This window comes from Rubrivirga sp., from assembly GCF_049648075.1.
GTDB lineage: Bacteria > Bacteroidota > Rhodothermia > Rhodothermales > Rubricoccaceae > Rubrivirga.
The window spans coordinates 1-3,766 of sequence record NZ_JBARYR010000583.1 but is presented as its reverse complement, the minus strand read 5'-3'; the positions used below and the strand labels follow the sequence as shown (position 1 = coordinate 3,766).

The window sequence follows — 3,766 nt, the reverse complement described above, 5'->3', positions numbered from 1 at the left end:
GCGTGGAGCGCCGCGTTCAGGTCCTGCGCGGACGTCTGGGCGCCGGCGGCCTGGGCGACGGCGGCTTGCGCTGCGAGGGCGAGGATGGCGACGGCGACCGTCCGCATCGAGGTCGGGGCTGGGAGGGCCGGGTACTCGCCCTCGAGGGCAAGGTGCCCGCCCTCTATAGAGAGCGCTCGGACTCGATGCGGTTAGCAAAGACATCGGGAGAGTTGGACTGTCCACTCACAGCCTCGACCCCACCTCAGGGTGCGTCATTTATCGTTTCGATCTAACGCCGAACCATCCCTGGCGTGGCATCGACGAGAAGCGTTCAGGGGCTGGCCTCGAGGCTGACGCCCGATCGCGGTTTGAACGAGAACCCTGGCGAGTTCGAACCGCTGTCGCCGTCTGCTTACTCCCCGTCGAGCCCCACCCGCCGCACCGCGACCAGCGTCAGGTCATCGTCATTTCCGCCCGCGTCCCACGCGTCCACGGCCTCGATGACCGCCCCCACCAACGCATCGACCTCGAGGTCGCACGAGGCCAGCACCGCGTCCACGCCCTCGACGCCGAGCTCGTCGCCCGCCGCGTTCTGCGCCTCCGTCGCACCGTCCGAGTAGAGGACCAGCGCGTCGCCGACCTCGAGGACGGACCGGGACGCCCGGAACGTCGGCGATGGCAAGACGCCCAGGAGCGGGCCGCCGACCTCGAGGCCGTGGACAGAACCGTCCCCTCGGACTACGCGAGGCGACGGGTGCCCCGCCACGACCGACGTGACCGCGCCGCCCGCCTCGAGGACGGCCCACGCCAACGTCACGAACTGGTGCGGCTCCGTGCTCTCCGAGACCAGCCGGTCCAAGCGAACCGTCGCGTCGCACAGCGCGGCCTCGAGGTCGATCGCCTTGGCGAGATCGGGCTGGACCATTTTGAACCCGGCCTGCAACGTGGCCATGAGCAGCGACGCGCCGATCCCCTTTCCGACGACATCAGCCACGGCCACCAAGACCCGCCCTCGTCCCAGGTCGACCGCGTCGTAGGTGTCGCCCGAGACGTCGTGGCTGGGGCGCCATCGCGCCGCGACCTCGAGGCCGGGGACGCGCGGCACGTCCGTCGGCAAGAGCCGGGCTTGGACCTCGCGCGCCAAGCGAACCTCCTCTCGAAGCCGCTCACGCTCGAGCCTCTCCGACACGCGGTCGGCCGACTCCAGTCCACCCACGGCGACCGCCGCGAGTGCTGCTGCAAAGTCGAGGGCGCTCGCGGGGATGGGACCTGACGCGCTCGGACCAAGCACGGCGACGCCGCGAGACACATCGCCGGCACGGATCGGGACAGCCAGGCTCCAGCCCTCGGCCTCGAGGTCGGGACCGACGGGAGCCGGACGGGAGAGCCGAGCCAGGTCTCGGGGCACGACCTCGAGGTCGGCGCCGTGCGAGATGACGGTCTCGAGCGGGCCGTCGTCCGAGTCGCACAGCGCGACCGCGACGCGGCGGACCATCAACTGGCCCATCAGCGCGAAGGCCAGCTTCTGCGCCACGGCGTCCTTGTCGAGAGAGCGGCCGAACGCCTGGGCGAGCTCGAACAACGTCCTGAGTTCGTGCGCCCTCGAGGCCAGCGACCGGTTGGCCTGGAGCAGGTCCGACGCCGAGCGCTGCGCGACGAACGACGCCGTCGCCGCGTTCGCCAGCGCTCGAGCGATCCCGGCATCGGCCGAGGTGTACGCGCTCCCCGACATCCGAGCGCCGAGCGCCAGCACGCCGACCGCTTCACCGCCATGCTGAAGGGGGACGAAGAAGGACAAGCCCGCGCCCTCGAGGATGGACTGAGATCCCGTCGGCCCCGCATCCGCGCCGACTTCGAGGCCGGTGGCGCCCTTCGTGACCGAGACGATCTGGCGGTCGTCCTCGACGAGCGCCACCGCCGCCCTCGAGGTCAGGAGCCGGCTCATCAGCGCCAGCGCTAAGGCGTCGAGCGGGTCATCGAGGGCGATGGTCGCGTCGACGGGGTCGTCGACGGCGCCGAGGGGGACGGGTCCTGCCATGCGGCAAGCTAGCCCGACTGCGGCCCCTCCTTCTCGAGATGGATCACCTCCGCCTCGCTCATCCGGCCGTCCTCGACGCGCAACCGGACGCACGTCTTAACCTGGTGGAAGCCCTGCCGCCCGGCCGCGCCCGGATTGAGGTACAGCATCCGGTCCAAGTTCGGGACGCGCTCGATGCGCAGGATGTGGCTGTGCCCGCACACGAACAGGTCCGGCCGCTCGACGCGCAACGCCGGGCCGATCCCCTTCGCCCAGCGCCCCGGCCTCCCGCCGATGTGCGTCATCCAGATCTTGACGCCCTCGACGCGCACGCGGACGTGCTCCTTGAATCGGCCTCGAACCGGCGGCCCGTCCACGTTCCCGTAGACCGCCATCACCGGCGCCATCTTCTCCAGCCGCTCCACGACCTCGATGGGGCCGACGTCGCCAGCATGCAGGATGAGGTCGACGTCCGCGAAGACGTCGTCGAGCTCGGGGTGGTAGTAGCCGTGAGTGTCAGAGACGATGCCGATGCGCACGAAGTCGGAGGATGCAGACCGGCAAGATCTGCTCTCGTCTCAGCACCAACCATCGAGTTCGCGTCGATCCCAAGCGTCGACCTCGAGGACGCCCAACCCAATATCCGCCTCGTCCTCGAGGGCGGCGCTACCGCAGCGTCACGCGCAGACCCAGGCGCAGCTTTTCGAGGCGCGGACCGTGGCGCTCCTGACGCCCCTGAACGTCTGCCCACGTCACGACGGGGATGCTCAGGATCGGAGCCAACTGATACGACGGACGGCTAAACTCGAGGCCGGCGCGGATCCAACCGACCCCGCTTCGGATCCGGTCCGACGGGACCTCGACGTCAGGTGCGTCTGCGGAGGCCTCGAGGTCGCGCGTCTCGATCACGCTGTAGTCCCCGCCCTCAGCCACGACGCCAAACGTGAGGCGGCTCCCGGCCGGATCGAACAGGACGTTGTACCCCCACGAAGCCCGAAGCGACTGGCCGACCAGTCGGGACCGCGTCGGATCGGACTGGAACGCACTCTGGCTTGCGTAGCCGATCGGGCCGTCTCCAGCGAGGGGGATGACTGGCTCGGCGTCGGCGGACTCGTCGGGGGCGTTGATGCTGTAGCCCGTGCGTACGCGGCGCAGGCCGAGCGACAGGTCCGAGGTCACCGTCGGCGACAACGCCGTCGAGGAGAGGAACGCGACATCGGTCTGGCGGAAGCCGAGCCCTCCTTCACTGAGCGGGTCGACGGCGAGCCGGACGGCGTAGTCCGTCCCCTCGTTGTGCCAGTACGGCTTGACCACGACCCAACTCAACCCGGTCCGCCCCGCCTGGGTCGCGCCGGTTAGATCGGCTACCAGAGCGAGATCGACTTGCGGGAGCAGTGCGTAGTCGAGACGGGCCGACAAGGCGAGATCGGTGGGCGCCTGCTCGGAGAACCCGATCAGATCCGCGTCGCGGTAAGCGGCCTCGCCGGACACCGCGAACCCGCCGTAGAACGCTCGACGGGCCGTTTCCCCACCGTACGATGGCTCCTGCGTCTGGAACTGCGCCGATGCCGGAGCCACTGCTACGAGAGCAGCGAGCACTCCACAAATCGCAGTTCGGGTCATAGCGAGGGCGGCGTCGATGTCCCTAAGTACGGGGATCCCGCACACATCTGCAAGGAATGGGAGGAGAAATAGGAGCTCCCCTAGCACACCGTCGTAGCCACGTCCCGTCCTCGAGGGCGCGTCCTCGCCATCGCCCTCGAGAAC

The 3,766-nt window shown here is 69.5% G+C and carries 3 protein-coding genes; all 3 read right to left on the bottom strand.

Features of this window, described 5'->3' with window-relative positions; genetic code table 11:
* Window positions 1–394: 394 nt before the first annotated feature.
* Window positions 395–2,020: a PP2C family protein-serine/threonine phosphatase gene (locus WBA11_RS16160; protein ID WP_424521684.1), complete on the bottom strand. Its 1,626-nt coding sequence runs from the start codon at window positions 2,018–2,020 to the stop codon at window positions 395–397.
* 8 nt (window positions 2,021–2,028) lie between these two features.
* Window positions 2,029–2,538, bottom strand: coding sequence for a metallophosphoesterase family protein (locus WBA11_RS16155; protein WP_424521683.1), 510 nt, complete (start codon window positions 2,536–2,538; stop codon window positions 2,029–2,031).
* Window positions 2,539–2,665: 127 nt separating this feature from the next.
* Window positions 2,666–3,766: hypothetical protein (locus WBA11_RS16150; RefSeq protein WP_424521682.1), on the bottom strand; the 1,101-nt coding region annotated here is incomplete at its 5' end.

Coding starts and splice junctions, on each gene's coding strand:
- WBA11_RS16160 (WP_424521684.1), bottom strand. CDS start 2,020: ATGGCAGGACCCGTCCCCCTCGGCGCCGTCGACGACCCCGTCGACGCG.